This is a genomic window from Novosphingobium ginsenosidimutans, assembly GCF_007954425.1.
In the GTDB taxonomy this organism is placed as follows: domain Bacteria; phylum Pseudomonadota; class Alphaproteobacteria; order Sphingomonadales; family Sphingomonadaceae; genus Novosphingobium; species Novosphingobium ginsenosidimutans.
In genome coordinates this window covers 31,337-58,248 of sequence record NZ_CP042345.1, presented here as the reverse complement: position 1 = coordinate 58,248, position 26,912 = coordinate 31,337, and the positions used below count along the sequence as shown (strand labels likewise).

Genomic DNA, 26,912 nt, shown 5'->3' with positions numbered 1-26,912 from the left:
ATGGCCGGAAGCCAGGACTTTGCCGAAGACCCGCGCAATGCCGGGGTGTTGGCGCTGGTCGATGGGGAATTGGTCCCGCTGCAGGAAGCTACAGTCTCGATCTTCGATGCCGGTTTCGGGCTGGGCGACGGAGTGTGGGAAGGGCTGCGGCTGCACCGCGGTGCATTGCTGTTCCTCGATGCCCATCTCGAGCGGCTCTATGCCGGGGCCAAGGCGATCGCGATTGATGTGGGCCTGACGCCGGATGAGATGCGCGGCGAACTCAAGCGCCTGCTGCTGGCCAACCGGATGGAAGACGGCGCGCACCTGCGGCTGATGGTCACGCGCGGGCGCAAGCGCTCGATCAACCAGGACCCGCGTCACGCGCTGGGCAAGGCGACAGTGGTCTGCACCGCCGAATTCAAGGTGCCAAGCGTGGCCGCGACCGGCCTGAACCTGCACATCGGCTCGATCCGCACCAGCGGCGCCGAAACCTTTGACATGCATCTGAATTCGCACAGCCGGCTGAACTATATCCGTGCCCTGCTCGAAGCGATCGATCGGGGAGCGGATGAGGCGGTGATGCTCGATCCCAATGGCATGATCGCCTCGTGCAACGCGACCAACCTGTTCTGGGTGAAGGACGGGGCGGTGCGCTGCGCCACCGACCGGTTCTGCTTCCCCGGCATCACCCGCGGCAATGTGATCGCGCTGTGCCAGGGTGGTGCCGCGCCGATCCGGGTTGGCGATTTTCCGCCGCAGGATCTGCTGGGTGCCGATGAGGCTTTCGTCACCGGCACGATGGGCGGGATCACGCCCGTGGCGCGGGTTGACGGCACATCCTTTCCGCCCGGGGCCGGTCCGGTCACGCAAGCACTCCAGGCTGCCTATGCCGCGCTGAAGGATCAATACGCCAGGGAGCACCCATTGCTGTGACAGTCCGGATCGCTATGTGGTCGGGCCCCCGGAACCTCTCAACCGCGATGATGCGCGCGTTCGAGAATCGGGCCGACTGTGCGGTCAGCGATGAACCGTTCTACGCCGCCTACCTGGCGCAAACGGGGCTTGATCATCCGATGCGCGACGAAGTGCTGGCCTCGCAGCCCAATGACTGGCGCGAGGTGGCCGGGCAGCTGATCGGCGCTGCGCCCGATGGTTCCACGATATGGTACCAGAAGCACATGACCCACCACATGCTGCCGGAGTTCGGGCGCGGGTGGATTGCGGCGTGTCGCAATGCCTTCCTGATCCGTGACCCGGTCCGCGTGCTTGCCTCCTACGTCAAGAGCCGGGAAACGGTGACACTCGCCGATATCGGCGTGGTCCAGCAAAGCGAGCTGTTCGATGCCGTGGCTGACCGGCTGGGCTGCGCGCCGCCGGTGATCGACGCGGCGGACGTGCTGTCCGATCCGGCCCGCACACTCGGTGCGCTATGCGCGGCGCTGGAGATCGAATTCGACTCGGCGATGCTCAGCTGGCCAGCCGGCAAGCGCGCCAGCGACGGGGTCTGGGCGCCAGCCTGGTACGCCGGGGTCGAGGCCTCGACCGGCTTTGCCGCGCCTGGCGGGGACGAGATTCCGGTACTGCCGGCCCACCTCGCAGAGATCGCCCAGGAGGCGGCGGAACATTACCGGCGACTGGCGGCCTATAGCCTCTAGTTTCTGGCCAATATAGCCTATAAAGTACTGTCATTACAAAAAAATATGAATGTTCGAAATTTGTTCTAGTTCCCCTCTTGTTCTCATGGAACAGATCAGGTACACCGAGTCGTAGTTGACCTGCTGGGTCGGCTGGTTAGGCAAGGGGACGGACAATGGCTGCACAACTCAAGCTGATTCAGGAAGGCAAGGAAACGATGGACCGTCAGAAGGCGCTGGAAGCGGCGCTGGCCCAGATTGATCGCGCGTTTGGCAAGGGCAGCGCGATGAAGCTTGGCTCGAAGGAAACGATGGAGGTGGAGGCGATCTCCACCGGGTCGCTTGGCCTCGATATCGCGCTCGGGATCGGCGGTCTGCCGCGTGGCCGTGTGATCGAAGTCTATGGTCCGGAAAGCTCGGGCAAGACCACGCTGGCGCTGCACGTCATCGCCGAAGCGCAGAAGAGCGGCGGCACGGCGGCCTTTATTGATGCCGAACACGCGCTCGACCCGGTCTATGCCAAGAAGCTGGGCGTCAACATCGATGAACTGATCGTTTCGCAGCCCGATACCGGGGAACAGGCGCTGGAAATCACCGACACGCTGGTCCGCTCGAACGCGATCGACGTGCTGGTGGTCGATTCGGTCGCCGCGCTGGTGCCCCGCGCTGAAATCGAGGGCGAGATGGGCGATAGCCACGTCGGCCTCCAGGCCCGCCTGATGAGCCAGTCCCTGCGCAAGCTGACCGGCTCGATCAGCCGCTCGCGCTGTATGGTGATCTTCATCAACCAGCTGCGCATGAAGATCGGCGTGATGTACGGCAACCCGGAAACCACCACCGGCGGCAACGCGCTCAAGTTCTATGCCTCGGTCCGGCTCGATATCCGCCGCACCGGCCAGATCAAGGACCGCGACGATATCGTCGGCAACTCCACCCGCGTGAAGGTGGTCAAGAACAAGGTGGCCCCCCCGTTCAAGCAGGTCGAATTCGACATCATGTATGGTGAAGGCATCTCCAAGATCGGCGAGATCCTCGACCTCGGCGTCAAGGCCGGCCTGGTCGAGAAGTCGGGCGCCTGGTTCTCCTACGATTCGATCCGGATCGGCCAGGGCCGCGAGAACGCCAAAACCTACCTCAAGGAAAATCCCGAGCTCTGCGACCGGCTGGAGGCTGCGATCCGCGGCCAAACCGAAGGTCTTGCCGGGGAGATGATGACGGGTCCCGACGGGGACGACGACATGTAATCTTCCCAGGGGAGGGCACCCCGTCCCCCCCAATACCCCAGGGTGCCCTCCACGAAACAGGACCGGCGCGGCGTGCCTCACAGGCCCCGCGCCGGTCTTTTCGTTTGGCACCTAATGCACCTGCGCAAGTCGGTATCAGACCTCACTGTAGGATAGTGGATTGAAAAAAGCTCGAAAATAGAACTGATTGGTCGCCGCCGTCCTTGACCGAAAGGCGTTCGCGCATAGCCTTGACCTGCCCAACAAGGGGCCAAACAGGAGGGGATTCTATGCATCGTCTGAAGGTCGCGGCATTCGCTGCAATGCTGCCGTTTGCGCTCGGCGCATGCGCTACCGTTGTCAGCGGTACCAAGCAGAAGGTCAGCTTCGATTCCAACGCCAAGGGCACCAAAGTGACCCTGACCAGCGGAGAAAGCTGCAACACACCCTGCAAGCTCAAGGTGAAGCGCAAGCATGACCAGCGCGCCGACTTCACCCATGACGGCTATCAGCCAACCTATGTCCTGCTGCAGAGCCGGCTTGGTGGCTCTGCCGCCGGCAACCTCCTGCTCGGCGGGATCATTGGCGGCGTTGTCGATGGCACCAACGGGGCCTCGAACCATCTTTCGCCCAACCCGGTCAATGTCCGGATGGTGCTGATTGGTGAAACTGGCGAAGCGCAATTGCTCGACAATAAGGGCAAGGTGATTGGGACCGTTGCTGCCAGCAACGACAAGGTAAAGCTCGATGTCGCCAAGACGATTGGCGCTGATGCGGCCGGGCTCAGCAAGCCGCCAGCTCCTGCGGCCGCTCCAGCTGTTGCCACTGAGCCTGCTCCCGCCGCTCCATCGGCCGAATCTGCGGCACCTGCTGCTCCGGCCGATGTGCCCAAGGACTGATGGATAAGCCGACCGCCCGGTTAGATCATTCTGACCGGGCGGCTAAGCCTTGGCCAGGCAATGTCGGCATACGCCCACGAACCGTCCGGGTCACGGTCAAGGTTGCTTTCTGGTCCACCATGACGCCAAGAGGCGGAGAGCGAGGTTTGACCGCCTCGAACCAACCACTGCGCGGGCATCATGTTGACTCCAACCTTTCACCTCATCGGCTTGCCGACCGACTGCAATTCCTCCTTCGCGCGCGGTGCCGCCGCCGCACCCAAGGCCATTCGCGCGGCGTTGTGGAGCGACCGCGGCAACCTTGCGGCGGAAGACGGACAGGAAATCGGCCATGACTTCCTGCTCGAGGATCACGGCGACCTGCCGCTGACCGAAACAGCCGGCGATGATGCGATCATCCGTACCGCCGTGACCGAAAGCCTGAATGCCGGGGCCATTCCGCTGCTGCTGGGCGGGGATCACGCGGTGTCGTTCCCGGTGGTCGAGGCGATCGCGGCCCGGCACGGCCCGGTCAATATCCTGCACTTCGATGCCCATCCGGATATCTATGACGATTTCGAAGGCAACCCGCGCAGCCACGCTTCGCCCTTTGCCCGGATCCTCGAAGCTGGTCTGTGCCGCCGACTCGTCCAGGTCGGCATCCGCACGCTCAATCGCCATTGCCGCGAGCAGGCCGCCCGCTTCGGGGTTGAGATCGTGCCGATCGCCGATTTCAGTCCTGGCAAGGTCGCGGTGCTCGACGGGCCACTCTACATCTCACTCGATCTTGACGGAATCGATCCCGCCGAAGCACCGGGCGTGTCCCATCCCGAACCAGGCGGGTTGCGTACGCGCGAAGTCTTGGCGGTGCTCCACGCCCAGACCGGACGGATCGTCGGCGCTGACGTGGTTGAACTGAACCCGCGCTTCGACATCAACGATCGCACCGCGATCCTCGCGGCCAAGCTGGTCCGCGAAGTGGCTGCCACGGCTGCCCGCAACCTGCGCTAGGCAGGACTTGCACCCAGGGCTGGCCAGTCCTAGCCTGGCACCATGACCACCGAAATGGATTGGCGCACGCAGGTTGGGCGCAGCTGGGCGCAGAACTATGTGCTGACGGACCGGTCCTTCGCCGGCCTTACCCAGCGGCTGCTCGAACGCGCCGCGCCGCTGGTTGGCACTAGCGTGCTGGACGTGGGCTGCGGGGCGGGGGAGCTTTCACTGGCGCTGGGCCGCCAGCATGCCGGCGCGCAGGTTTTGGGGGTCGATGTTTCGCACGATCTGGTCGAAGTGGCCAAGGAACGGGGAAATGACCTTGCGAACGTCCGTTTCTTCGAAGCCGATGCGGGCAGCTGGCACGATCCAGCCTTCGCGGCTGACCTGATCGTTTCGCGGCACGGGGTGATGTTCTTCGCTGATCCAACGGCTGCCTTCGCCAATATCCGCGCAGGCGCCGCCGCTGGTGCGCGGCTGTTGTTCTCCTGCTTCCGTTCGCCAGGGGAGAATGCCTGGGCTACCGGCCTGGCCGAACTGCTGGGTCTGCCGCCAGCGCGCGATCCGCGTGCGCCCGGGCCGTTTGCCTTTGCTGAACCTGCCCATGTTGAGGGCATTCTTGCCGCTGCCGGGTGGCATGACATGGGGTTCGAGGCGGTCGATTTCGCCTATGTCTGCGGCACGGGCGAGGACCCGGTCGAGGATGCGCTGGGGCTGTTCCGCAGAATTGGACCGGCGGCGCCCTATCTTCGCAGCCTTGAAGGGCAAGCCAAGCAGGATGCCGAGGCGCGGATCGGCGAATGGCTGGAACGGCATCGCAGCGGAAACGTCATCGCGATGGCGGCTGCGGCCTGGCTGGTTTCGGCGCGCAAGGATTAGCGCAGGCGATCAGCCTGATCGTGCCTTCCTGCTTGCCGGAAAACCACGGCTGTCCTAGGGGCGAGGCGCTATGACCTCGACGAACGACATCCGCCGCTCATTCCTCGATTACTTCGGCTCGCACGGGCACGAGGTGGTACAGTCTGCCCCCCTCGTTCCGTACAACGATCCGACCCTGATGTTCACCAACGCGGGGATGGTGCCGTTCAAGAACGTCTTCACCGGGCTTGAAACCCGCGCGACCCCCCGCGCCACCTCCAGCCAGAAGTGCGTGCGCGCTGGTGGCAAGCACAACGATCTCGACAATGTCGGCTATACCGCGCGTCACCATACCTTCTTCGAAATGCTGGGGAATTTCAGCTTCGGTGACTATTTCAAGGAACAGGCGATCATCCATGCCTGGACCCTGCTGACCAAGGAATGGGGCCTCAACCCCAACCGCCTGACCGCCACCGTCTATCACACCGATGACGAGGCGTTTGGCCTGTGGCAGAAGATCGCCGGCTTGCCGGAAGAGCGGATCATCCGCATCCCGACCAAGGACAATTTCTGGGCGATGGGCTCGGACGGTCCCTGCGGGCCATGCAGTGAAATCTTCTACGATCACGGCGATCACATCTTCGGCGGCCCCCCGGGCAGCCCGGACGAAGACGGCGATCGCTTCGTCGAGGTCTGGAACCTGGTCTTCATGCAATACGAGCAGGCCGCCGACGAGATCGTCAGCGAACTGCCCAAGCCCAGCATTGACACCGGCATGGGGCTGGAACGGATCGCCGCAGTCATGCAGGGCGTGACCGACAATTACGACACCGACACCTTCAAGGCGCTGATTGCCGCCTCCGAAGGCCTGACCGGAGTCAAGGCCGAGGGTGAGAGCAAGGCCAGCCACCGGGTGATTGCCGATCACCTGCGTTCGACCAGCTTCCTGCTCGCCGATGGCGTGCTGCCCAGCAACGAAGGCCGCGGTTATGTGCTGCGCCGGATCATGCGCCGGGCCATGCGCCACGCCCACCTGCTTGGCGCCAAGGAACCCCTGATGCACCGCCTGGTGGCATCGCTGGTGCAGGAAATGGGCGCTGCCTATCCCGAGCTGGGCCGCGCCCAGCCGCTGATCGAGGAAACTCTGCAGCGCGAAGAAGTGCAGTTCCGCCGCACCCTGGCCAACGGGCTCAAACTGCTCGACGAAGCCACGGCCGGACTGGGCGATGGCGGCGAGCTGCCGGGCGAAACCGCGTTCCGCCTCTATGACACATTTGGCTTCCCTTATGACCTGACCGAAGACGCGCTGCGCGCCCGCGGGATCGGGGTGGACCGGGCCGGCTTCGATGCCGCCATGGCCCAGCAGAAGGCCGCCGCGCGCGCCGCCTGGAAGGGCAGCGGGCAGGCTGCGGACGCCGAAGTGTGGTTCGACATCGCCGAACGCGTCGGCGCGACCGAGTTCACCGGCTACACTGCCACCACCGGCGAGGCGCAGGTCGTCGCCCTCGTCAAGGACGGCAAGGAAGTCGACAGTGCCAGCGCGGGCGACGCGGTAACCGTGATCGTCAACCAGACCCCGTTCTACGGCGAAAGCGGCGGCCAGACTGGCGATAGCGGCACGATTGCCGGCGCTGATGGTCTCACCATCGCCGTGGCTGACACCGCCAAGCCGCTCGGTCGGCTCCACGCCCACAATGGCACGGTCCAGGCCGGCACGGTCAAAGTGGGCGATGTGGTCAGGCTCGACATCGATGTCGCACGCCGCGATGCGATCCGCGCCAACCACTCGGCAACGCACCTTGCCCATGCCGCGCTGCGCAACCGGCTGGGGGCGCATGTGACGCAGAAGGGCTCGCTGGTTGCGGCTGACCGCCTGCGCTTCGACTTCTCGCACCCGACCGCGCTGACGGCCGAGGATATTGCCGCGATCGAGGCTGAAGTGAACGCCGAGATCCGCGCCAACGAGCCAGTCGTCACCCGCCTGATGAGCCCGGACGATGCCATTGCCGCCGGGGCCATGGCGCTGTTCGGTGAAAAGTACGGTGACGAAGTCCGCGTGCTCTCAATGGGCCGCACCACCGACAAGACCTATTCGGTCGAACTGTGCGGCGGCACCCACGTGCGCGCGACCGGCGATATCGGCCTGTTCCGCATCGTCAGCGAAAGCGCCGTCAGCTCGGGCGTGCGCCGGATCGAGGCGATGACCGGCGAGGGCGCCTTCCGCTATCTCGCAGGCCGCGAAGACGCGCTCAAGGGCGCCGCTGCGGTGCTGCGCACCACGCTGGACGACGTCGAAGCCCGCGTTGCCGCGCTGCTGGATGAGCGCCGCAAGCTGGAGCGTGAGCTAGCCGAAGCCAAGAAAGCGCTCGCGCTGGGCGGCGGCTCTGCAGTTGCCGCAAGCGCCGACGAGGAAGTGGGCGGGGTCAAGTTCTCCGGCCAGGTCCTCGATGGGCTCGATCCCAAGGAACTGCGCGGCCTGCTTGACCAGGCCAAGGCTCGGCTTGGCTCGGGCGTGGCAGTGATCGTCGCGGTCAACGATGGCAAGGCCAGCATCGCCGCTGCGGTGACCGATGACCTGACCGGCAAGGTCAGCGCAGTCGACCTAGTCCGCGCCGGTGTCGAAGCGCTGGGCGGCAAGGGCGGCGGCGGCCGGGCGGACATGGCCCAGGGCGGCGGTCCCGACGGCAGCAAGGCCGAGGCGGCGATTGCTGCGGTCAAGGGCGTGCTGGCGGGCTAACCGCCCGTCTGTTCACGCAGGCTCGAGCTCTTAAGCTGCGGCTTCTCGTCCAGTTCGCCCTCTTCCATGATCTGGGCGCGGAACTCGTCGCGCTTCTCGTGAATGCTGGCGATGACCGGCCCCATCGGTACGCCCAGATCGACCAGCACGGCTTCCGATAGCTGAAGCGATGCTTCCAGCGTTTCCGGCACAGCGTGACTGGCTCCGGCGCGGTAGAGCGCAGCCGCGTGGCTGGCATCGCGGGCGCGGGCGATGATCGGCAGCTCGGGATAAGCGCGGCGCAACTGGCGGACCATGCGCTGAACCGCGACCGGCTGGTCCATGGTCAGGATCACGGCGCTGGCCTGATCGGCTCCAAACCGGGCGAGGGCATTGCTGCGCGCTGCATCGCCATAGGCAATCCGGAAGCCTTCCTGGCGGCTTTCACGGACCTGATCGGCATTGGCATCGATCATCAGATAGGGCTTGTCGTGCGTTCTCAGCATCTCGGCCACCAGCTTGCCCACCCGGCCGCCACCGATGATCAGGGTGCGGTGCAGCGCGCTATCTTCGGGATGGCTTTCGACCGCGCCAGCCCGATCGACGCGCCGCGCCAGCCACCGCCCCAGAATCGCCAGCAGTGGCGTCACCGTCAGCCCTAGCGCCGTGACGATCTGCCAGAACTGCGCGGCTTCGGCGTTGATCAGGTTAACTGTCACTGCACTGGCCAAGACGATCAGGGTCGTCTCGGATGGACTGGCCAGCAGGATGCCGGCCTCGGTTGCGGTGGCGGTGCGATAGCCGTTCAGTCGCAGCAGCGCACCGGTGACTAGCGCCTTTGCCGACAGCACAAGGGTCACCGCGAGCAGGATCTCCCACAGCCGTTCCCAGACCACGCCCAGGTCCAGGCTCATCCCCACGGTCAGCAGGAACACGCCGAGCGCCAGTCCCTTGAACGGCTCGATGATCTCTTCGACTTCGGTGTGGAAGTCAGTCTCGGCAATCAGCAAGCCGGCGACCAGCGCTCCGACGATCGGTGACAGGCCGACTGCGCCGGTGACCAGCGCGGCGACGATGACGACCAGCAGGCTGGCGGCCAGGAACAGTTCGGGGCTCTTGGTGCGGGCGGCCTGGGCAAACAGCCGGGGCAGGGCGAAGCGCCCGATCCCCAGCAGCGCCACGATGACCAGTGTGCCCATGCCCAGGGTCCGCAGGAAATCGCCCAGGTCAGCCGCCTGATCCCCGCGCCCCATCGCACCGAGCAGGAAGATGATCGGGACCAGTGCGATATCCTCAAACAGCAGCGTCCCAAGTGCGGCGCGCCCCACCGGCGTGCGGGTATCGGCGATGCGCAGCACCAGCGCCGTTGAGGACAAGGCCAGGGCCAGGCCCAGGGCCAGCGCGGTCGGCAGCGTATTGCCCAGCATCAGCAGCACCAGCGCGATCAGCGCGCCGCCGCCAAACAGCTCCATCGGGCCGATCCGAAAGATCGTTTTGCGCATTTGCCAGAGCCGCTGGAACGACAGCTCCAGACCGATCGAGAACAGCAGCAGGATGATCCCGAATTCCGCAAACGGAGCCAGCCGGCCAGGATCGCTGATCGTGATGTAGGATAGCCACGGCTGCTGTGCCGCCATGCTGCCCAGGCCGAACGGACCGACCAGCACCCCGGCCAGGATGAAGCCGACCACCGGGGTAATCCGAAACCGCGCGAATAGCGGGATGACGATTCCAGCCGCCCCCAGAATAACCAGGGCATCGCCGAGCGAAGAAGTAGGGACGAATTCGGTCGGACTGGCCATGCGCCGACCTTAGCGGCAGGGGCAGTGCAAAAGAAAGCCCCCTGACCTTGCGGGCAGGGGGCTTGGTCTTGATTGTCAGGCGAATGCTGCGATCAGGCCCAGGCCTGCATTTCCTTTTCGAGATTTTCGACGACCGCGGCGAAGAAGCCTTCGGTGGTCAGCCAGGGCTGGTTCGGGCCGATCAGGATCGCAAGGTCCTTGGTCATCTTGCCGCTTTCGACAGTTTCGATGCAGACGCGTTCCAGCGTTTCGGCGAACTTGACCACGTCGGGCGTGTTGTCGAACTTGCCGCGATAGATCAGCCCGCGGGTCCAGGCGAAGATGCTGGCGATCGGGTTGGTGCTGGTCGCCTTGCCCTGCTGATGCTGGCGGTAGTGGCGCGTGACGGTGCCGTGAGCGGCTTCGGCCTCGATGGTCTTGCCATCGGGGGTCATCAGCACCGAGGTCATCAGGCCAAGGCTACCGAAGCCCTGGGCCACCTGGTCCGACTGCACATCGCCGTCATAGTTCTTGCAGGCCCAGACGAACTTGCCCGACCACTTGAGCGCCGAAGCAACCATGTCGTCGATCAGGCGATGTTCGTAGACGATCCCGGCGGCGGCGAACTTTTCCTTGAAGCCTTCGTTCTCGTAAACTTCCTGGAACAGGTCCTTGAAGCGGCCGTCATAGGCCTTGAGGATCGTGTTCTTGGTCGAAAGGTAGACCGGCCAGCCGAGGCCGAGGCCATAGTTGAGCGAGGCGCGGGCGAAATCGCGGATCGAATCGTCCAGGTTGTACATCGCCATGGCGACGCCGGCGCTGGGGAACTTGAACACTTCCAGGTCCAGCTTCTCGCCATTGTCACCATCGAAAACCAGGCGCAGCGTGCCCGGACCAGGGATCAGCGTGTCGGTAGCCCGGTACTGGTCGCCAAAGGCGTGACGGCCAACCACAATCGGATCAGTCCAGCCCGGGATCAGGCGCGGCACGTTCTGGATCACGATCGGTTCACGGAACACCACGCCGCCCAGGATGTTGCGGATCGTGCCGTTGGGGCTCTTCCACATCTTCTTGAGCTTGAATTCCTCGACGCGGGCCTCATCCGGGGTGATCGTCGCGCACTTGACCGCGACGCCGTACTGCTTGGTGGCGTTGGCGGCATCGACGGTGATCTGGTCGTTGGTTTCGTCGCGCTTCTCGACCGACAGGTCATAGTACTTCAGGTCGATGTCGAGGTAGGGCAGGATCAGCTGTTCGCGGATCCACTGCCAGATGATGCGGGTCATCTCATCGCCGTCCATCTCGACGACAGGGTTGGTCACCTTGATCTTGGCCATCGCGTGCGTGTCTTTCACTGGGGAGTTAGCGGAAAATCTGGCGATCCCTTAGCAGAGGCGGCGCGCCGTGCAAGTAAGGGCTGGACCTCGCGGCCCCGGCGCTTTAATCGTGCGGTTAAACACCTGGCGAGAGGATCCAGACTCATGAGCGAAGCCCCCGAAGTCCTTACCGAAGTCCGCGATGGCGTGCTGATCGTCACGATGAACCGGCCCGAAGCCAAGAACGCCATGAACAAGGCCCAGGCCGAAGGTATCAGCGCGGCGATGGACCGGCTGGAAGCCGAGAATGACCTGCGCTGCGCCGTGCTGACCGGTGCGGGCGGCACCTTCTGTTCAGGCATGGACCTTAAGGGCTTCCTGCGCGGCGAGCGGCCCAGCATCGAGGGCCGCGGCTTTGGCGGCCTGACCGAATGGACCCCTAAGAAGCCGGTGATCGCTGCGGTTGACGGCTTTGCCTTGGCTGGCGGCATGGAACTGGCGCTCTCGTGTGACCTGATTGTCGCGAGTTCGGCGTCGAAGTTCGGTATTCCCGAAGCCAAGCGCGGTCTGGCCGCAGCGGCTGGCGGTCTGATCAAGCTGCCACGCCAGATCCCGCCGCGCATCGCAATGGAACTGGCCCTGACTGGTGATTTCATCGACGCGGCCCGCGCCTATGAACTGGGCTTCGTCAACCGCGTGGTCGAAGGGCCGTCGCTCCCCGCCGCGCTCGAGCTTGCCGCTCGCGTTGCTGAAAACGGCCCGCTGGCCCTGATCGCCTCGAAGGCGATCATCCGCGATTCGCACACCTGGAGCAACGAAGAGATGTGGCAGAAGCAGGCGAGTTACATCGCCCCGGTCTTCACCAGTAGCGACGCCCGCGAAGGCGCCGCCGCCTTTGCCGAAAAACGCAAACCGAACTGGCAGGGCAAGTAAGCCTTCCAGCAGGCTTGAGAATGGAAAAGGCCCCGGGAAGCCGGGGCCTTTTCAGTGACCCCGGATCAAGTCTGGGGCGGCGTCCTGAAAGTAGAAAACCCGCCGTTTCCGGCGGGTTTTCTGCGTATCAGGCTTGAATGGTGGGCGTAGCAAGGATTGAACTTGCGACCCCTACGATGTCAACATAGTGCTCTACCACTGAGCTATACGCCCGGCACCATTCAGGTTCCACCCGGGGCCGTCGCCCCGGGCAGGGATGCGCCATTAGCGAGGCTGCACGCGGGATGCAAGCCTTGATGGACCGTCCGGTGAAGGACTGTTACGCTTTTGCCCGTCGCGACAAGCATGGAGCGGAAGATGCGCGTTTTTCTGGCGCTAGCCATTGGCCTGGGGGCTTCTGCAGCGATTGCGGCACCAAGCCCGTCCAAATCGGATCGGGCAATCTTTGCGGCTGCGGGAATGGTCTGGAAAGGCGGTGCATGGCGGAGCAATTGCGATGACCCTGGGACGGCAGGTTACCTTGGCGGTGCAATCGAACGGCTTGGCGACATAAACGGAGATGGCCGCGAAGAAGTCATCGTTACCGAAGGCAGTTCATATTGCTATGGCACCGCGGAAACGGCCTTTTGGCTGCTGAGTGCCCAACCGGACGGGAAATGGCGGCTCATCCACCGTGATACGGGCGTGCCAATGGTGCTCAAGACGCGCGGCATGGCCAACTGGCCGGACGTGGCGATCGGCGGTCCGGGGTTCTGCTTCCCGGTCAAGCGCTGGAACGGAACTGCCTATGTCCCAAACCGCTTCGAATATGAGGGCAAGCGCTGCCGCCCCGCGCGCTGAACGACTTCGCAGCTTAGATTAGCGCCTGGCTGGCGTTGCCGAATATCCGTTCCACTTCCAGCACCAGATCGCGCAGGTGGAAAGGCTTGGATAGCACCTTGGCCTGCGGTGCCTCGCGGTTGGCTTTCAGCGTCACGGCGGCGAAGCCGGTAATGAACATGACCTTGGTGGCCGGGCTGATTTCGGCACAGCGCTGGGCCAGCTCGATCCCGTCCATCTCGGGCATGACGATATCCGACAGCAGCAGATCGAAATGCTCAGTATGGAGCAGAGGCAGGGCGTCAGTGCCACGGTCGACGGAAACCACGTCATAGCCGGCATTCTGAAGCGCGCGCGCCAGATAGGTGCGCATGGCTTCTTCATCTTCGGCAAGGAGAATGCGGATCATCGACACTTCCGGTTGTTGTCCCTTGGTACGTCCAGTCAGCGTTTAGCACCAGACCCGTTAAGATTCTTCCTTCATCGCAATTCGCGGGCTTTGACAGGGCCAGCGCGGCGCGCCAGCTTGCACACATGGATCCCGCCGCGCCAGCCCAGTCCGATTCGTCCGTGGCCACCGGTGGCGAGATTCCGGGCAGTCATGGCCAGCCGGCCTACGCGCTGCGTCTTGCGGATCCATCGCAGGTGCCGGTGCTAATCGCAGTACCGCATGCCGGGCGTGCCTATCCCGGCAGCCTGATTGAGCGGATGCGCCACCCAGGCTACGCCTCGCTGCGGCTGGAGGATCGCTATGTCGATCTGCTGGGTGAGGCCGTGGCGCGCGAAACGGGCGCTGCCTTGCTCGTCGCCCACGCACCGCGTGCAATGATCGATCTTAACCGTGCGCCCGAAGACGTCGATTGGGAGATGTTTGCGCACGGCAAGCCGGATGGGGTGGGCAGCTATACGCCCGGGCTGCGCGCACGCAGCGGCCTAGGCCTGATTCCCCGCCGACTGCCTGGGCTGGGCGAGCTGTGGAAACGCCGCCATGACGAAGCCGACCTGACCGCCCGGATCGAGCACATCCACGCCCCCTATCACGGCTGTCTGGCTGCATCGCTCGGCGCGCTGCGTCAGCGCTGGGGCGCGGCCTTGCTGATCGATCTTCACTCGATGCCGCCGCTTGGCCCGCGCGAAGGGCAGCCGCCGCCCGAATTCGTGCTGGGGGACCGGTTTGGCACCACCTGCCACGGTTCGTTGGTGGCAAGCTGCTTTGGCTATTTCGCGGGGCAGCGCCGCGCCGCTGCGCACAATCGGCCCTATGCCGGGGGCTATGTGCTGGAACGCCACGCTGCGCCGGACGCCGGAATCCATGCGGTGCAGCTCGAGATCGACCGTTCGCGCTATCTCGATGCGCGACTCGCCGAGCCGGGGCAGGGTTTTGCGGCGATGGTCGAGCTGCTGACCGGGCTGATTCGGCAGCTGGCGGTCGAGGTGGCCGAACTGGGCCGCAGCATCGACGCAACCTGGCCGCAGGCCGCAGAATAGCTGGGCTAAGAAAAAAGCCACCTCGCGACATGCACGAGGTGGCCTAGGTTCAGGGAGGAGGTGCACACTGTGCACCACGCCCTGCCAGGCCATGAGGGCAGCCCGACAAGACGGTTAAGAAGATATGCCCAGGCCGGGGCTTATGCAAGCCCCGGCGTTTGGTCTTGAGAATCAGGCCTTGGCGGCGGCGGCCTGCAGCTCGTCGAACGAGATCGGACCCTTGCCGGCCTGGACCTGGCGCGCGAACAGCCCGCTGATCAGATCAAGCGAGAAAAGGTGCGCGAAGATCAGCGCCAGCATGCCGTTCTGGTTCATCGAACGCAGCACATCGCCGCGCAGATCGCGCAGCTTTTCCTGATCAACCATGCGGAAGCCGCGATAGATGAACGGCTGGTCGAAGCCCTGCTGCTGGATCGAGACTTCGCCGTCCATCAGCAGGTCATGCTTGTTCAACTCGTCGACGAACTGCTGAGTGCGGATGCCCGCTTCCTCGAAGCTCTTGCAGAATTCCAGCATGCCCTTGGTCGTTTCGCTCGGTTCGCCATTGTCGAACAGGGCGTTGCCTTCGTCCATTTCGCCCACCAGATCGCTGGTCGGGTCAAAGCACAGTGAAAGCTCTTCCGAATCGGGCTGCAGCTTGGCCAGCATGAACGGATAGCGGCGGGCATAGGCCGGGATATAGACCCCGTCGTTCACCAGCTTGCCGTTGTCATCAACGAACAGGTTGATGCCTTCGTTGAGACCCATTAGCGCCAGCGGCACCGGCTGTTCGGCCGAAGCGAACACGATCGGATAGTTACGGCCGGCGTGGATGAACTCTTCAGCCGTCAGCGGCACGGCGTGCGCGCCCACCAGCCAGGTCGCCTGATCGGTGTTGCGAGACTTGTAGTTGACGTGGTCCTGGCTGTTGAGCGGCATCAGGTCCTGATAGAACAGCGGCAGGTTGGTAGCGTTCGGCGCGCTGGCCATGTATTCTCTCCGATTGGCGACCCGGTACGGAATGTAACCGAGTAGAAAGGCCGGGCTTTAGGCGGTTGGACTGCCTTGCGCAAGCAGCTTGCCAGGGTTCATCAACCCATTCGGATCAAGCGCCTTTTTGACTTGCCGCAGCAGGTTCAGAGCTACCGGATCGCCCAGTCGGGCAAGTTCGTCGCGCTTCATCTGGCCGATCCCATGTTCGGCACTGATCGAACCCTGCGCGGCGGTCACCAGATCGTGGACGCGGGCGCTGATTGCCTTGCCTTGGCCCTCTGCCCACTCGCTATGGACCACGCCCTTTGGTGCCAGCACATGGAAGTGAATGTTGCCATCGCCCAGGTGTCCGAAGCCAAGGGCCTGGGTCCCGGGAAACTCCGCTTCGATCGCGGGTGCGGCGGTGGCGACAAAGTCGGCCATGGCAGCAACGGGCACCGAGATATCGTGCTGCATCGCCGGTCCTTTGGCGCGCTCTGCCGGCGAGACGGAGTCGCGGAGCATCCAGAAGGCTTCGGCCTGGGCCTCGCTCGCCGAAAGCACGGCGTCTTCTGCCAGACCGCGTTCGAATGCCTCGGCCAGCAGTGCCTCTGCCCGCTCGCGCAGGCTCGCAGCGGTATCGGCATTAGCGGCCAGCTCGATCAGGGCATGCCAGGCGTGCTGCCCGGCCAGCGGATTTCGCGAGTCAGGCAGATAATCCAACACCGCCTCGAGACAGGCCTGCGGCATCACCTCGAACCCTTCGAGCAGGTTGCCGGCATTGGCCTCGCAGTGGAGCAGCAGCGCGCGCGCGGCGTGAATTGACGGCAAGCCGACCCAGGCGACGACTCGATCGGCGAGCGCCGGCACCAGCTTGACCGTGGCCCCAGTGACGATCCCCAGCGTCCCCTCGGCGCCAATGAACAGCTGCTTGAGATCGAAGCCCCGGTTGTCCTTCTTCAGCGGGGTGAGAGCGGAATAGACCGAGCCATCGGGCAACACGGCCTCGATCCCCAGTACCAGCGCCCGCATCACCCCGTGGCGTAGCACCTGTGTGCCGCCGGCATTGGTGGAAATCAGCCCACCAATCGTCGCTGAACCTTTGCCGCCCAACGTCAACGGAAAGCGCAAGCCTGCCGCTTCAGCGGCGGCATGAAGGTTCTGTAGAACCACGCCGGCCTCGCACGTTACTTGCCGGGCGTCGGCATCGACCGGGCCAATCGCGGTCATGCGCCGCAGGGAGAGCAGGATTGCCCGGCCACTCGCGTCGGGGGTGGCGCCGCCAGACATGCCGGAATTGCCCCCCTGCGGAACAATCGGTACGCCGTGGCGGGCGCAGAGCTTGACCAGTCCGGCGACTTCTTCCGTCGAAGCGGGCGACGCCAGGGCCAGCGCCGCCCCGGTATAACGTCCGCGCCAGTCTGTCAGCCACGGGGTGACCAGATCTGCATCGCGGGTCAGTCCGCGCGGGCCAAGGAGTGCGGCAGCTTCGGCCAGGAAGGTTTCGGTCTCGGCAGTCATCGCCCGTGCTATCGCATGGGGGAGGGGGGCTTTCCAGCCCCTTGCGGGTCGCGGTGCTGCCGGGTTAAGCGCATGTTCAAGCACGGGGGCTATTTCGGCGGGGCAATGCAGCGATCGACCCTTTTTCTTGCGCAAGTGGCGCTGGCCCTGACTGCTGGCGCAGTCGGCATGGCTGCGGCGGTGTCAGCGCAGGATAATCCGGCCTTGCCGCACGAAGCCGTTTCCCAGCCATCCAAGGCGCCGCTGATCTCGATCCCCGCTCATCCGGTCGCTCGCATCAGTGACGGCGGAGAGGAAATTGCCCCGATCTTCCGCGATCATTTCCGCCTGCCGGTGGCCGAACAAGTGCGGATCGAGCAGCGCGTAACCATCCGCATCAGCCCGCGCCCTGCGCCAATGCCGCTGGCGGCCATGGCCAGCAGCGAGGCGCGCGACATGGGCGCACCGCGGGTGATCGAGCGCAAGATGGGCAAGTGCGTGCCGCTGAATTCGGTGCTGGGGGTCCAGTCGGGCGGCGGCAACAAGCTGGTGCTTTTCCTGCGCGGCCAGCGGCTGGTCAGCGCAACGCTGGAAAAGGCCTGCCAGGGCCGTGATTACTACTCCGGCTTCCTCGTTTCGCAGCACAGCGATGGACAGCTCTGCGTCGATCGCGACGAACTCCTCGCCCGTAGCGGGGCCAAGTGCAAGGTCCAGGGCTATCGTGAAATGATGCTGGTCGAGGACTGAGCCGCGCGAATTATTCGGCCGCTGCTGCCGCTTGCCTGACTGGCGCATTGCCAGCGGTCCAGCCGTGCCACAGGATCGCGGCGCTGGCCGCCACGGTTCCAATCACCAGCAGCCCAGTGTTTACCCCAACAATCCGGGCAAACAGATCGGTCCAGGCCACCGTGGTTCCAACCGTTGAAAACAGCACTTGCTGGGCGATAATGAAGCCGCTCGCGATGACAAAGGGCCTGCCCCACTTTGGGGTCTGCCGCCACAGCCAGACGGCCAGTAGCAGTGCGCCAAGGTTGCCGGCGGCCATGGCATAGGCGAACCGCGCGGCAGTTTCCGGGGTGCTGCTGTCGAGGATTGGCAGCAAGCGGGGCAGGACGCGAAATAGCAGCGGGCAGACCAGGAACAGCAGAGTCGCCACCATGTAGCGGGCGTGCAGCTGCACATTGCGGCGATACTTCAAACCGCCGTGCACCAGCACTGCGAAACCAATGTTGGCCAACCCATCGAAGAAGCCGAACGGGCCGATGAACAGGTTGTCCGGGCTGTCGGGCGTTGCGACCAGCGGGATCGCCTCGGCCTGGTAGGATAGCATGCCGCCAACCAGAAACAGCGGGAAGACAACAAAGCTGGCCAGACCCGCCGTGCGATGCAGGCTGCGCTGGCCCGACGCAATCGACCAGCTTTGCCCGGCTACGAGCATGGTCCACAGTACAGCGCCAAGGGCATGGATATGGATGTGATACTTTGCGCCGCCGAGTTTCGAAAAATAGCCGGGCCAGAAAGCTATCACCGTAACCACCAGCATCACTAGCACCCAGAAGTGCGCCCTGCGCATCGGCATCGGCTGTCCCCTACCATCCGGCTATTCCAGGCAGACTGCGCGCGGAGGGGGCGCTTGGCAACAGGTAGCGGCCAGTTTCCTTGACTTTCCGCCCCGTTTGGGCCTAGGGCGCGGCTCAGCAGTGGCGGCGGTCCCGTGAGGTCCGTCAGACCGCTCTTACTCTTCCGGATATTCTGACTTTATGCCCTTCGCCGATCTCGGCCTTTCTCCCGAACTTGTCCAGGCCGTCAAAGCCAAGGGCTATGACACGCCCACGCCGATCCAGGCCCAGGCGATCCCGTCCGTGCTGATGATGCGCGATCTGATCGCGATCGCCCAGACCGGCACCGGCAAGACCGCCAGCTTCGTGCTGCCAATGATCGACATCCTAGCCCATGGCCGCCGCCGCGCAATGATGCCGCGCAGCCTGATCCTGGAGCCGACCCGCGAGCTTGCCGCTCAGGTGGCCGAGAATTTCGAGGCTTACGGCAAGAACCATGACCTCAAGATGGCGCTGCTGATTGGCGGCGTGCAGATGGGGGACCAGGTCAAGGCGCTGAACGAAGGCGTTGACGTGCTGATCGCCACGCCGGGCCGGCTGATGGACCTGTTCGAGCGCGGCAAGATCCTGCTGACCGGCTGCGATCTGCTGGTGATCGACGAGGCCGACCGGATGCTCGACATGGGCTTCATCCCGGACATCGAGACGATCTGTTCCAAGCTGCCGACCACCCGCCAGACGCTGCTGTTCAGCGCGACCATGCCGCCGCCGATCAAGAAGCTGGCGGACAAGTTCCTGACCAACCCGAAGTCGATCGAAGTGGCGCGCCCGGCCTCGGCCAATGTCAACATTGCGCAGCACAAGGTGCTGGTGCCTTCGGCCCGCAACAAGCGTGACGTGCTGCGCACCCTGCTGCGGTCCGACAATGTCAGCACCGCGATGATCTTCGCCAACCGCAAGACCACGGTGCGCGAGCTCAACAAGAGCCTGCAGAGTCACGGTTTCTCCTCGGGCGAGATCCACGGTGACATGGATCAATCCTCGCGCATTGCGACGCTGGACCAGTTCAAGGACGGCAAGATCAACATCCTGTGCTGCAGCGACGTTGCTGCACGCGGGCTGGACGTGAAGGGCGTAAGCCACGTCTTCAACTTCGACACGCCCTGGCATCCGGACGATTACGTTCACCGCATCGGCCGCACCGGCCGCGCCGGAGCCACGGGCCGCGCCTTCACCCTGGTCGCGCCGGAAGACCTGGAAGCGATTGAGAACGTCGAAAAGCTGACCGGCATGAAGATCCCGGTCTATGCGCTCGAGACCGGCAAAGCTGCCGACAAGCCCGAACGCGCTCCGCGGGAGCGTAAGGCCAGCGCAGATAAGCCCGAGCGGGAAGCCAAGCCGCGCGAGGACAAACCGCGCCGCGAAGCGCGCGCCCCGCGTGAAGAAGCTCCGGCCCGCGAAGAAACCTCGCGCGCCGAGCGCGCTGCTCGCCCGGAAAAGCCGCGCCGGGAAGAGCGCGAGCCACCTAGCCAGCCCGGCGAATGGAATGGCCCGATCCCCGGCTTCCTGGGTATCTCCGCGCTTTAACCGAAGTTATCTGCCGGCAGCGAGCTGGTACATGATTTCCACGTAACCCATGGTCGCGTCGGTGATCCCGGCAACCTTGGGATTGGTGGATTCCACCAGATACCATTCGTTTGGCGCATGAGCTCCGGCGCCGCTACCGAGACCAAAGTGCCCGGCCGGGATCGAAACCGGCGGGGCGGTAAACACTGCACCCGGCCACGACCCCGCCAACCGCGGGTTGAGCGCCGCTTCCACGCCCAGTGCGCGATAGGTCGCAAGCTCGGCCTGGATCAGGCGGCTGCTTTCAGCCGTTTCGGTCGGGTCGTAACCGCCTGAAACGTTAAGTTCGATATCCTTGAAGCCGCGGGCATCCAGATGTGCGCGGAGCTTTTGTGTTGCTTCGGCGCGGGTCTGGTTCGGCACCAGCCGGAGGTCGAGCTTGGCCACGGCGCGGCCAGGCAGCACAGTCTTGCCGCCGGGTCCGGTATAACCGGCGACAAGCCCTTCGATATTGACGGTTGGCTCCTGTGCCAGCCGTTCCAGTGCCTGGTTATAGGGCAGGTCGTCGATCCAGTGCGTGACGCCCAGCTGCGCCTTCTGCTGCGCCTCGTCGCCGGCAGAGGCGACCTTGGCGATCAGTTCCTTTTCGCGCGGGGTCAGCTTGCGGACGTTCTCGAACCAGCCGTCGATCGCCACGGTGTTGCCGTCGGGCGTGACCAGCGTGTTGAGCGCATGGACCAGTCGCCAGACTGGGGAATCGACCATGGCCTTGAGGCTGGAATGGATGTCCTGTTTTGGCCCGCGGCCCCACTTTTCACCACTGGCGATCAGCTCCAGCTCGATGATCCCCTTCGATCCCAGGTTCACGTCGACCTTGCCATTGGCATTCTGCCAGCCGGCGGGAATGAATATCCCGGCGGTCTTGCGCAGCGCAGCGAGTACATCGGGCGTTTCGACGATCTGGCGGAAATGGGGCGAGCCGATCTCCTCCTCGCCCTCAGCCACCAGGACCAGATTGACCGGGGGATTTACCCCGGCAGCCTTCATCGCGTGCAGCGCGGCGAGCAATGTCGCCTCGGGTCCCTTCTGATTAACCGCGCCGCGTCCTATCACGACCTGGCCCCAGCCAGGCTTGTCGACCAGCCGCGCTTCCAGCGGCGGGGATTGCCATTCAGCCGGGTCAAACTGCTTCACGTCATACATGAAATAGATGCCAAGCGTGTGTTTCGCGCCATTGTCCATGAAGCCGACTACGCCCGGCAGGCCATCGGTCTTGACCTGGCGGACCCCGGTGAAGCCGGCTGCCTTGGCCAGTTCTTCCATATAGGCCGCGCCCTCGGCCACATTGCGATTTTCCGCTGCGATGGTGGGAAGGCCGATCCAGTCCTGCAGCCGCTTGATGTCCGCTGCCTTGTTGGCCAGCGCCGCCTTGCGGATCGCCGCCCGGGCATCAGCCTTGGCAAAGCCGGGCTGTGGCAGCAGGGCCATGCCGGCCCCGAGCAGCATCGAATTGCGGATCAGCGTGCGGCGGTCATGCATCATGTCATCCCCTCTGTTCGAAGAGCAGGATGGCGCGCCTCCGGCAGCCTGGCAAGCCGCCCTGGCCGGTTAGTCGGCGAGCTTCACGAAGCTGTCGATCACGCGCTTGGGACCGGCGGCTTCGAAGTCGATTTCCAGCTTGTTGCCTTCCTGCTGGATCACCGTGCCGTAACCGAACTTGTCGTGAAACACCCGCGCGCCAAGCGCGATGTCGCCGCGCGGTTTGGCGGCAAAGCTGGCAGCAGAGCGGGTCGCTTCGGGCAGGCGACGCGGTGTGGGGTCATAGGCGGACGCCGCGGCGCGCTGCCAGCCAGGGCCGCGGGTGGCAGCGCGGGCGGAATTGTCACGGGCGACATGGGCAAAGGGATCGTCGCGCTCGCTCCACTGCGCCCGCCATAGCGACGCACCGCCCGACAGGGTCGATTCCTGTTCGATATGGGCATCGGGCAGATCGGCAATGAAGCGGCTGGGAATCGAACTGGTCCATTGGCCATAGATCCGGCGGTTGGCGGCATGGAGGATCGTGCAGCGCCGCCGCGCGCGGGTAATCGCGACATAGGCCAGGCGGCGTTCCTCCTCCAGGCTGGCAAGCCCGCCCTCGTCAAGCGCGCGCTGGCTTGGGAAGACGCCTTCCTCCCAGCCGGGCAGGAACACATTATCGAACTCCAGCCCCTTGGCGCCGTGCATGGTCATGATCGTGACCTTTTCGGCATCGTCGGCGGCCTCATTGTCCATCACCAGGCTGACGTGTTCGAGGAAATCGCCGAGCGTCTCGTATTCCTCCATCGCGCGGGCAAGTTCGGTGAGGTTTTCCAGCCGTCCCGCGCTTTCAGCGGTCTTTTCGGCCTGGAGCGCGGCGGTGTAGCCGCTTTCGTCGAGCAGTGTGCGGACCAGTTCCGCCGGGGCGGCGATCTTAGCGAGATCGCGCCAGCGGGCGACACCGCGCATGAAATCGACCAGCGTGTTGCGCGCGCGGGCCGGCAGCTCGTCGGTATCGGCAATTTCGACCGCGGCGAGGCTCAGCGGCACGCCGCGCACCCGGGCATGGCGGTGGAGCTTTTCCAGCGTCTTGTCACCCAGGCCGCGTTTGGGGGTATTGTAGATCCGCTCGAACGCCAGGTCGTCGCTCGGCTGCGAGATCAGCCGCAGGTAGGCCAGGGCATCGCGAATCTCGGCGCGTTCGTAGAACCGGAAGCCGCCGATGATCTTGTAGCCCATGCCGATCGCGATGAAGCGGTCCTCAAACTCGCGGGTCTGGAACTGGGCGCGGACCAGAATGGCCGCCTGGTTGAGGCTGGCCCCTTCGCGTTCCAGCCGCTCGATCTCCTCGCCGACCCGGCGGGCTTCTTCGGGCGCATCCCAGACCCCGATCACGCGGACCTTGTCGCCGCCGTTGCGCTCGGTCCACAGCGTCTTGCCGAGCCGCTGGCTGTTGGCATCGATCAGGCCCGAGGCGGCGGCAAGGATATCCGGGGTAGAGCGATAATTCTGCTCCAGCTTGATGATCTTCGCGCCCGGAAAATCCTTCTCGAACTTCAGGATATTGGCAACTTCTGCGCCGCGCCATGAATAGATCGACTGGTCATCATCGCCCACCACACAGATGTTGTGGCGCGGCTGGGCCAGCAAGCGGAGCCACAGGTACTGGATCTGGTTGGTATCCTGATACTCGTCGACCATGATGTACTTGAAGCGCGCGCGGTACTGCTCCAGCACTTCCGGGTAGCTGCGCAGGATCGTGACGACGTGCAGCAGCAGATCGCCGAAATCGCAGGCGTTGAGCGTCTTCAGCCGGTCCTGGTAGAGCCGGTAGAACTTCTGGCCTTGCCCGTTGGCAAAGCTTTCATTCTCAAGTGCATCCAGATCTTCGGGCCGCAGTCCCTTGTTTTTCCACCGATCGATGCATTGGGCAAGCTGGCGGGGCGGCCAGCGCTTTTCGTCTAGCCCCTCGGCCTGAATGAGCTGCTTGAGCACGCGCAGCTGATCGTCGGTATCGATGATCGTGTAGTTCGATTGCAGGCCCGCCAGTTCGGCATGGCGGCGCAGCATCTTGGCGGCGATGGCGTGGAAGGTGCCGAGCCAGGGCATCCCTTCGACCGCCGGGCCAACCAGATGGCCGACCCGCTCCTTCATCTCGCGCGCGGCCTTGTTGGTGAAGGTGACGCAGAGGATCTCGCTCGGCCAGGCGAGCCGGCTGCGGATGATGTGCGCCAGCCGTGCGGTGAGCGCCGCAGTCTTGCCAGTACCGGCGCCCGCCAGCATCAGCACCGGGCCTTCGGTGGCTAGCACGGCCTCGCGCTGCGGCACGTTGAGACCGTCGAGCAGGGGATCGGAGCTGGAGTCGGAGAGCATGGTCACGCGGAACGGCTAGGGAACATCGCTGCCGGGTGCAAGCGCTTCGCGGCGGTTGACACCGGCTGTCTTACCCCGCAGCACGGCTTCCCATGCATCCCTTGCGCCAGCACGCCCGCATCCTCACCGCCAGCCTGGTTGGCACGGCAGTAGAGTTCTACGATTTCTACATCTACGCGACGGCGGCCGCGCTGGTCTTCGGGCCATTGTTCTTCCCCTCCAGCGATCCGACCACCCAGGTCATGCTGAGCTTCATGAGCTTTGGCATCGCCTTCTTCGCGCGGCCGGTCGGGGCGATTGCCTTTGGCCATTTCGGGGACCGGATCGGGCGCAAGTCCACCCTGGTGGCCTCGCTGCTGCTGATGGGTGGATCGACCCTGCTGATCGCCTTCCTGCCGACCTATGCCATGGTCGGCTGGGTCGCCCCTGCGCTGCTTTGCGTGCTGCGTTTCGGGCAGGGGTTTGGTCTGGGCGGCGAATGGGGCGGGGCGGCCTTGCTGGCGGTGGAGAATGCGCCGCCGGGCTGGACCGCGCGGTTCGGCGCCGCCCCGCAATTGGGCGCGCCGCTGGGCTTCCTGGCAGCAAACGGCCTATTCCTGCTGCTCGGACTGTGGCTGACCGATGCCGATTTCAACGCCTGGGGCTGGCGCCTGCCGTTCCTGTTCAGCGCCGTGCTGGTGATCATCGGCCTGTGGGTGCGGCTGAAGATCGGTGAGACCCCCGCCTTTCAGGAAGCGCTCGACAAGGCCCCGCCGCACGCCGTGCCGCTGTGGGAGCTGCGCCGGCACCTTGGCCCCTTGCTGGCCGGAAGCGCTGGGGTGATTGCCTGCTTCGCGATCTTCTACCTCGCTACCGCCTATGCCCTGGCCCAGGGGACCACGACCTTTGGCTACAACCGCGAGACTTTCCTGGCGGTGCAACTGGGGGCCAATACCTTCCTCGCGCTGGGGATCGTGCTGGCGGCATTCCACGCCGACCGCACTTCGCCGGGGCGGACCTTGTTGTTGGGCGCGCTGGCAACGGTGGCGCTGGGGGTGGCTTTCGGACCGGGGCTGTCCTCTGGTTCGCTGCCGACGATTTTCGTCACGCTGGCGTCTGCGCTGCTGGTGATGGGCTTCGTCTATGGACCGCTTGGCTCCTGGTTGCCGACGCTGTTCCCGGTGGGGGTACGCTACAGCGGGATCTCGGTGGCATTCAACGCGGGCGGGATCGTTGGCGGGGCGCTGACTCCGCTGGCGGCACAGTGGCTGTCAGGGCAAGGCATGGGCGCGCAAGCCGGGCTGCTCTTGAGCCTGGCCGGGCTGATCACGCTGGTGGGCGTAGCTGCAGCTAAGCCGAAAGCCTGAACAGCGTCAGGCGCGCCTTGCCGACCTTGCGATCGGCGACGGCTTCGAGGCCCTTGGCCTGCGGCAGTTCGTCATAGGCGGTTTCCAGGCTGACCCAGGTCGCCGGGCCGATCCAGCCGAGCCGATTAAGTTTGTCGAGTGCCACTTCGCCCGCGCCGCTGCGGTAGGGCGGATCGAGCAGGATCAGATCAAGCGGCGTCTTGGCCGGACCCAGCGCCAATACCGATCCGGCGCGGACATCGGTTTGCGGTTGGGCCTGGAGATTGGCGATATTGCCGCGCAGCGCGCGCAGCGCAGCGGCATCCTGCTCGACGAACAGGCATGAAGCGGCCCCGCGCGAGAGTGCCTCAAGGCCAAGCGCGCCCGATCCGGCAAACATGTCTGCCACGGTCAGCCCTTCGAAGGTGCCAATCCGGCTGACCAGCATCGAAAACAGCGTTTCGCGGGTACGGTCGGCGGTCGGGCGAGTGGCGTCACCTGTGGGAGCCGACAGTTTGCGCCCGCGCCACTGCCCGGCAATGATCCGCAGGCTCATTTGCGACCAGGTCCAGGCTTGCGGGGAGCGGCCCCGCGCGGTGCTGGCGGCTTGGTGGGCGATGGCTTGCGGCCCGCCGGCTTCCCGCCCGTGCCAGCGCGCGGGCCATCGCGGCGGATGCGCAGCCGGGCCTGTTCATGCGCAGGTCGGGGTTCAGCGGCCTCGCCGGGAACTTTCAGGCCCTTCATGAAGCGCTCAACCTCAACCTGCTTGAGTTCCACCGCCTGGCCGCGCGGCAGGTCGAGCAGTTCGAACGGACCATAAGCGGTGCGGATCAGGCGGCTGACTTCCAGCCCCAAATGCTCCAGCACGCGGCGCACTTCGCGGTTCTTGCCTTCGGTGATCGTCACTTCGATCCACTGATTGCGCCCGGTGCTGCGCTCCATGTTGGCGTTGATTGGACCATAGCGCACGCCTTCGATCTCGATCCCCTCGATCAGCTCCTCGAGCTGTTCCTGGGTGATGTCGCCAAAGGTGCGGGCGCGGTAGGTGCGCGGCAGGCCGGTGGCGGGCAGCTCCATCGTCCGCTTGAGGCCGCCATCGTTGGTCAGCAGCAGCAGGCCCTCGGTGTTGAAGTCAAGCCGGCCGATCGGCATGACCCGCCCGGCATTGGCCGGCAGGGCATTGCGCAGCGCGGTGTAGATCGTCGGCCGCCCGGCCGGATCGCGCTCTGCGGTGATCAGGCCGGCGGGCTTGTGGAACAGGAACAGGCGGGCCGGATCGGGCGTTTTCACGGCCTTGCCGTCCACGCTCACGCCCTTCAGGCTGGTCAGGACGGTATTGGGCGTGGTGACAACCTCGTCGCCGATCTTGACCCGGCCATCGGCAATCATCCGCTCCACCTCGCGGCGGCTGGCGATGCCGGCACGGGCAAGGAGCTTGGCGATGCGATCACCGTTGCGAGGGTTGTCAGATGCAGTCATGGCGCGGCCTTAGCGGCAGA

The 26,912-nt window shown here is 64.7% G+C and carries 23 protein-coding genes and 1 tRNA gene; 13 read left to right on the top strand and 11 right to left on the bottom strand.

Features of this window, described 5'->3' with window-relative positions:
• From FRF71_RS00260 to alaS, 7 genes are all read left to right on the top strand, one after another.
• A complete protein-coding gene (locus FRF71_RS00260) occupies nt 1-915 on the top strand; it encodes an aminotransferase class IV (RefSeq protein WP_147088663.1) in 915 nt (304 codons plus the stop codon).
• A 14-nt stretch (nt 916-929) separates the two neighbouring features.
• Nucleotides 930-1,637 (top strand): sulfotransferase-like domain-containing protein, encoded by a 708-nt coding sequence (locus FRF71_RS00255; RefSeq protein ID WP_147088662.1) that lies wholly within the window; start codon nt 930-932, stop codon nt 1,635-1,637.
• A 155-nt stretch (nt 1,638-1,792) separates the two neighbouring features.
• Entirely contained in the window at nt 1,793-2,860 is a 1,068-nt protein-coding gene (gene recA, locus FRF71_RS00250) for a recombinase RecA (protein WP_147088661.1), read from the top strand.
• A gap of 269 nt (nt 2,861-3,129) precedes the next feature.
• Complete coding sequence (locus FRF71_RS00245) at nt 3,130-3,738, top strand: hypothetical protein (RefSeq protein WP_147088660.1); 609 nt, start codon at nt 3,130-3,132, stop codon at nt 3,736-3,738.
• A gap of 180 nt (nt 3,739-3,918) precedes the next feature.
• Nucleotides 3,919-4,728, top strand: coding sequence for an agmatinase (speB, locus tag FRF71_RS00240; protein ID WP_147088659.1), 810 nt, complete (start codon nt 3,919-3,921; stop codon nt 4,726-4,728).
• A gap of 42 nt (nt 4,729-4,770) precedes the next feature.
• Nucleotides 4,771-5,589 carry a class I SAM-dependent methyltransferase gene (locus FRF71_RS00235; RefSeq protein ID WP_147088658.1) on the top strand — a complete coding sequence of 273 codons (819 nt, stop codon included), beginning with the start codon at nt 4,771-4,773 and terminating at the stop codon, nt 5,587-5,589.
• A gap of 70 nt (nt 5,590-5,659) precedes the next feature.
• Nucleotides 5,660-8,305 (top strand): alanine--tRNA ligase, encoded by a 2,646-nt coding sequence (alaS, locus tag FRF71_RS00230; RefSeq protein ID WP_147088657.1) that lies wholly within the window; start codon nt 5,660-5,662, stop codon nt 8,303-8,305.
• Here alaS and FRF71_RS00225 read toward each other — a convergent pair.
• On the bottom strand, nt 8,302-10,086 hold the full coding sequence (locus FRF71_RS00225; RefSeq protein WP_147088656.1) for a cation:proton antiporter domain-containing protein: 1,785 nt from the start codon (nt 10,084-10,086) through the stop codon (nt 8,302-8,304). The genes alaS and FRF71_RS00225 overlap by 4 nt on opposite strands.
• A gap of 92 nt (nt 10,087-10,178) precedes the next feature.
• A complete protein-coding gene (locus FRF71_RS00220) occupies nt 10,179-11,402 on the bottom strand; it encodes an NADP-dependent isocitrate dehydrogenase (RefSeq protein ID WP_147088655.1) in 1,224 nt (407 codons plus the stop codon).
• Between the two features lie 144 nt (nt 11,403-11,546).
• Here FRF71_RS00220 and FRF71_RS00215 point away from each other — a divergent pair, with 144 nt between their 5' ends.
• Entirely contained in the window at nt 11,547-12,314 is a 768-nt protein-coding gene (locus FRF71_RS00215) for a crotonase/enoyl-CoA hydratase family protein (RefSeq protein ID WP_147088654.1), read from the top strand.
• 138 nt (nt 12,315-12,452) lie between these two features.
• On the opposite strand, the gene FRF71_RS00210 is transcribed toward FRF71_RS00215, so the two are convergent.
• Nucleotides 12,453-12,527 (bottom strand) — tRNA-Val (locus FRF71_RS00210).
• Nucleotides 12,528-12,671: 144 nt separating this feature from the next.
• On the opposite strand from FRF71_RS00210, the gene FRF71_RS00205 reads away from it, so the two are divergent.
• A complete protein-coding gene (locus tag FRF71_RS00205) occupies nt 12,672-13,154 on the top strand; it encodes a hypothetical protein (protein ID WP_147088653.1) in 483 nt (160 codons plus the stop codon).
• A gap of 13 nt (nt 13,155-13,167) precedes the next feature.
• Here FRF71_RS00205 and cpdR read toward each other — a convergent pair whose 3' ends face one another.
• A complete protein-coding gene (gene cpdR / locus FRF71_RS00200) occupies nt 13,168-13,542 on the bottom strand; it encodes a cell cycle two-component system response regulator CpdR (protein WP_147088652.1) in 375 nt (124 codons plus the stop codon).
• Nucleotides 13,543-13,667: 125 nt separating this feature from the next.
• On the opposite strand from cpdR, the gene FRF71_RS00195 reads away from it, so the two are divergent.
• Nucleotides 13,668-14,621 carry an N-formylglutamate amidohydrolase gene (locus FRF71_RS00195; protein WP_147088651.1) on the top strand — a complete coding sequence of 318 codons (954 nt, stop codon included), beginning with the start codon at nt 13,668-13,670 and terminating at the stop codon, nt 14,619-14,621.
• Between the two features lie 171 nt (nt 14,622-14,792).
• Here FRF71_RS00195 and FRF71_RS00190 read toward each other — a convergent pair whose 3' ends face one another.
• Together FRF71_RS00190 and FRF71_RS00185 are read right to left on the bottom strand one after the other, a co-directional pair.
• Nucleotides 14,793-15,590 carry a SapC family protein gene (locus FRF71_RS00190; protein WP_147088650.1) on the bottom strand — a complete coding sequence of 266 codons (798 nt, stop codon included), beginning with the start codon at nt 15,588-15,590 and terminating at the stop codon, nt 14,793-14,795.
• Between the two features lie 57 nt (nt 15,591-15,647).
• Nucleotides 15,648-17,093: an FAD-binding oxidoreductase gene (locus FRF71_RS00185; protein WP_147088649.1), complete on the bottom strand. Its 1,446-nt coding sequence runs from the start codon at nt 17,091-17,093 to the stop codon at nt 15,648-15,650.
• A 72-nt stretch (nt 17,094-17,165) separates the two neighbouring features.
• On the opposite strand from FRF71_RS00185, the gene FRF71_RS00180 reads away from it, so the two are divergent.
• On the top strand, nt 17,166-17,819 hold the full coding sequence (locus FRF71_RS00180; protein WP_147088648.1) for a hypothetical protein: 654 nt from the start codon (nt 17,166-17,168) through the stop codon (nt 17,817-17,819).
• A 10-nt stretch (nt 17,820-17,829) separates the two neighbouring features.
• Here the strand turns inward: FRF71_RS00180 and FRF71_RS00175 are convergent, their stop codons facing one another.
• Nucleotides 17,830-18,651, bottom strand: coding sequence for a hypothetical protein (locus FRF71_RS00175; RefSeq protein ID WP_147088647.1), 822 nt, complete (start codon nt 18,649-18,651; stop codon nt 17,830-17,832).
• 181 nt (nt 18,652-18,832) lie between these two features.
• Between FRF71_RS00175 and FRF71_RS00170 the strand changes: the two genes are divergently transcribed.
• Nucleotides 18,833-20,218 (top strand): DEAD/DEAH box helicase, encoded by a 1,386-nt coding sequence (locus FRF71_RS00170; RefSeq protein WP_147088646.1) that lies wholly within the window; start codon nt 18,833-18,835, stop codon nt 20,216-20,218.
• Nucleotides 20,219-20,224: 6 nt separating this feature from the next.
• Here FRF71_RS00170 and FRF71_RS00165 read toward each other — a convergent pair whose 3' ends face one another.
• On the bottom strand, nt 20,225-21,736 hold the full coding sequence (locus tag FRF71_RS00165; RefSeq protein WP_238339308.1) for a M20/M25/M40 family metallo-hydrolase: 1,512 nt from the start codon (nt 21,734-21,736) through the stop codon (nt 20,225-20,227).
• Between the two features lie 69 nt (nt 21,737-21,805).
• Nucleotides 21,806-24,088 carry an ATP-dependent helicase gene (locus FRF71_RS00160; protein WP_147091467.1) on the bottom strand — a complete coding sequence of 761 codons (2,283 nt, stop codon included), beginning with the start codon at nt 24,086-24,088 and terminating at the stop codon, nt 21,806-21,808.
• Nucleotides 24,089-24,180: 92 nt separating this feature from the next.
• On the opposite strand from FRF71_RS00160, the gene FRF71_RS00155 reads away from it, so the two are divergent.
• Nucleotides 24,181-25,434 (top strand): MFS transporter, encoded by a 1,254-nt coding sequence (locus FRF71_RS00155; RefSeq protein WP_147088644.1) that lies wholly within the window; start codon nt 24,181-24,183, stop codon nt 25,432-25,434.
• Here FRF71_RS00155 and rsmD read toward each other — a convergent pair.
• Both rsmD and FRF71_RS00145 read right to left on the bottom strand, forming a co-directional pair.
• Nucleotides 25,418-25,969 carry a 16S rRNA (guanine(966)-N(2))-methyltransferase RsmD gene (gene rsmD, locus FRF71_RS00150; protein ID WP_147088643.1) on the bottom strand — a complete coding sequence of 184 codons (552 nt, stop codon included), beginning with the start codon at nt 25,967-25,969 and terminating at the stop codon, nt 25,418-25,420. The genes FRF71_RS00155 and rsmD overlap by 17 nt on opposite strands.
• Nucleotides 25,966-26,892, bottom strand: a complete 927-nt coding sequence (locus tag FRF71_RS00145) for a pseudouridine synthase (RefSeq protein ID WP_147088642.1) — start codon at nt 26,890-26,892, stop codon at nt 25,966-25,968. The genes rsmD and FRF71_RS00145 overlap by 4 nt, the downstream gene beginning before the upstream one ends.
• Between the last annotated feature and the right edge of the window lie 20 nt (nt 26,893-26,912).

Coding starts and splice junctions, on each gene's coding strand:
- FRF71_RS00175 (WP_147088647.1), bottom strand. CDS start 18,651: ATGCCGATGCGCAGGGCGCACTTCTGGGTGCTAGTGATGCTGGTGGTT.
- FRF71_RS00235 (WP_147088658.1), top strand. CDS start 4,771: ATGACCACCGAAATGGATTGGCGCACGCAGGTTGGGCGCAGCTGGGCG.
- FRF71_RS00260 (WP_147088663.1), top strand. CDS start 1: ATGGCCGGAAGCCAGGACTTTGCCGAAGACCCGCGCAATGCCGGGGTG.
- FRF71_RS00245 (WP_147088660.1), top strand. CDS start 3,130: ATGCATCGTCTGAAGGTCGCGGCATTCGCTGCAATGCTGCCGTTTGCG.
- FRF71_RS00255 (WP_147088662.1), top strand. CDS start 930: ATGTGGTCGGGCCCCCGGAACCTCTCAACCGCGATGATGCGCGCGTTC.
- FRF71_RS00190 (WP_147088650.1), bottom strand. CDS start 15,590: ATGGCCAGCGCGCCGAACGCTACCAACCTGCCGCTGTTCTATCAGGAC.
- FRF71_RS00160 (WP_147091467.1), bottom strand. CDS start 24,088: ATGCTCTCCGACTCCAGCTCCGATCCCCTGCTCGACGGTCTCAACGTG.
- speB (WP_147088659.1), top strand. CDS start 3,919: ATGTTGACTCCAACCTTTCACCTCATCGGCTTGCCGACCGACTGCAAT.
- alaS (WP_147088657.1), top strand. CDS start 5,660: ATGACCTCGACGAACGACATCCGCCGCTCATTCCTCGATTACTTCGGC.
- FRF71_RS00165 (WP_238339308.1), bottom strand. CDS start 21,736: ATGCATGACCGCCGCACGCTGATCCGCAATTCGATGCTGCTCGGGGCC.
- rsmD (WP_147088643.1), bottom strand. CDS start 25,969: ATGAGCCTGCGGATCATTGCCGGGCAGTGGCGCGGGCGCAAACTGTCG.
- FRF71_RS00170 (WP_147088646.1), top strand. CDS start 18,833: ATGCCCTTCGCCGATCTCGGCCTTTCTCCCGAACTTGTCCAGGCCGTC.
- FRF71_RS00215 (WP_147088654.1), top strand. CDS start 11,547: ATGAGCGAAGCCCCCGAAGTCCTTACCGAAGTCCGCGATGGCGTGCTG.
- FRF71_RS00225 (WP_147088656.1), bottom strand. CDS start 10,086: ATGGCCAGTCCGACCGAATTCGTCCCTACTTCTTCGCTCGGCGATGCC.
- FRF71_RS00205 (WP_147088653.1), top strand. CDS start 12,672: ATGCGCGTTTTTCTGGCGCTAGCCATTGGCCTGGGGGCTTCTGCAGCG.
- FRF71_RS00145 (WP_147088642.1), bottom strand. CDS start 26,892: ATGACTGCATCTGACAACCCTCGCAACGGTGATCGCATCGCCAAGCTC.
- FRF71_RS00195 (WP_147088651.1), top strand. CDS start 13,668: ATGGATCCCGCCGCGCCAGCCCAGTCCGATTCGTCCGTGGCCACCGGT.
- FRF71_RS00185 (WP_147088649.1), bottom strand. CDS start 17,093: ATGACTGCCGAGACCGAAACCTTCCTGGCCGAAGCTGCCGCACTCCTT.
- FRF71_RS00180 (WP_147088648.1), top strand. CDS start 17,166: ATGTTCAAGCACGGGGGCTATTTCGGCGGGGCAATGCAGCGATCGACC.
- recA (WP_147088661.1), top strand. CDS start 1,793: ATGGCTGCACAACTCAAGCTGATTCAGGAAGGCAAGGAAACGATGGAC.
- FRF71_RS00155 (WP_147088644.1), top strand. CDS start 24,181: ATGCATCCCTTGCGCCAGCACGCCCGCATCCTCACCGCCAGCCTGGTT.
- cpdR (WP_147088652.1), bottom strand. CDS start 13,542: ATGATCCGCATTCTCCTTGCCGAAGATGAAGAAGCCATGCGCACCTAT.
- FRF71_RS00220 (WP_147088655.1), bottom strand. CDS start 11,402: ATGGCCAAGATCAAGGTGACCAACCCTGTCGTCGAGATGGACGGCGAT.